General features: G+C 52.8%; 1 rRNA gene. It reads right to left on the reverse strand.

The annotated features are described in order from the left end of the window. Nucleotides 1-1,971, reverse strand: a 23S ribosomal RNA gene (locus ACZ6N8_RS31170); the annotation flags it as partial.

Raw genomic sequence — 1,971 nt, forward strand, 5'->3', positions numbered from 1 at the left:
TACACTGCATCTTCACAGCGAGTTCAATTTCACTGAGTCTCGGGTGGAGACAGCCTGGCCATCATTACGCCATTCGTGCAGGTCGGAACTTACCCGACAAGGAATTTCGCTACCTTAGGACCGTTATAGTTACGGCCGCCGTTTACTGGGGCTTCGATCAAGAGCTTCGCCTTGCGGCTGACCCCATCAATTAACCTTCCAGCACCGGGCAGGCGTCACACCGTATACGTCCACTTTCGTGTTTGCACAGTGCTGTGTTTTTATTAAACAGTTGCAGCCAGCTGGTATCTTCGACTGGCTTCAGCTCCATCCGCAAGGGACTTCACCTACATGCCAGCGTGCCTTCTCCCGAAGTTACGGCACCATTTTGCCTAGTTCCTTCACCCGAGTTCTCTCAAGCGCCTTGGTATTCTCTACCTGACCACCTGTGTCGGTTTGGGGTACGATTTAATGTTACCTGATGCTTAGAGGATTTTCCTGGAAGCAGGGCATCAACTACTTCTGCACCGTAGTGCATCGTCATCACGCCTCAGGGTTAGTATGCAACCGGATTTACCAGGTCACACCCCCTACACGCTTAAACCGGGACAACCGTCGCCCGGCTAGCCTAGCCTTCTCCGTCCCCCCTTCGCAGTAACACCAAGTACAGGAATATTAACCTGTTTCCCATCGACTACGCTTTTCAGCCTCGCCTTAGGGGTCGACTCACCCTGCCCCGATTAACGTTGGACAGGAACCCTTGGTCTTCCGGCGAGCGGGCTTTTCACCCGCTTTATCGTTACTTATGTCAGCATTCGCACTTCTGATACCTCCAGCAACCCTCACAGGCCACCTTCAACGGCTTACAGAACGCTCCCCTACCCAACAACGCCTAAGCGTCGCTGCCGCAGCTTCGGTGCATGGTTTAGCCCCGTTACATCTTCCGCGCAGGCCGACTCGACCAGTGAGCTATTACGCTTTCTTTAAATGATGGCTGCTTCTAAGCCAACATCCTGGCTGTCTATGCCTTCCCACATCGTTTCCCACTTAACCATGACTTTGGGACCTTAGCTGGCGGTCTGGGTTGTTTCCCTCTTCACGACGGACGTTAGCACCCGCCGTGTGTCTCCCGTGATAACATTCTTCGGTATTCGGAGTTTGCATCGGTTTGGTAAGCCGGGATGGCCCCCTAGCCGAAACAGTGCTCTACCCCCGAAGATGAGTTCACGAGGCGCTACCTAAATAGCTTTCGGGGAGAACCAGCTATCTCCCGGTTTGATTGGCCTTTCACCCCCAGCCACAAGTCATCCGCTAATTTTTCAACATTAGTCGGTTCGGTCCTCCAGTTAGTGTTACCCAACCTTCAACCTGCCCATGGCTAGATCACCGGGTTTCGGGTCTATACCTTGCAACTAATCGCCCAGTTAAGACTCGGTTTCCCTACGGCTCCCCTATACGGTTAACCTTGCTACAAAATATAAGTCGCTGACCCATTATACAAAAGGTACGCAGTCACACCACGAAGGTGCTCCCACTGCTTGTACGTACACGGTTTCAGGTTCTATTTCACTCCCCTCGCCGGGGTTCTTTTCGCCTTTCCCTCACGGTACTGGTTCACTATCGGTCAGTCAGGAGTATTTAGCCTTGGAGGATGGTCCCCCCATATTCAGACAGGATGTCACGTGTCCCGCCCTACTCATCGAACTCACGACCTGTGCATTTTAGTGTACGGGGCTATCACCCTTTACTGCGCGACTTTCCAGACGCTTCCACTAACACACAAGCCGATTCAGGTTCTGGGCTCCTCCCCGTTCGCTCGCCGCTACTGGGGGAATCTCGGTTGATTTCTTTTCCTCGGGGTACTTAGATGTTTCAGTTCCCCCGGTTCGCCTCATGCCACTATGTATTCATGACATGATAGTGTGTCGAAACACACTGGGTTTCCCCATTCGGGTATCGCCGGTTATAACGGTTCATATCACCTTACCGACG

It is taken from the genome of Micromonospora sp. NPDC047521 (assembly GCF_055587305.1).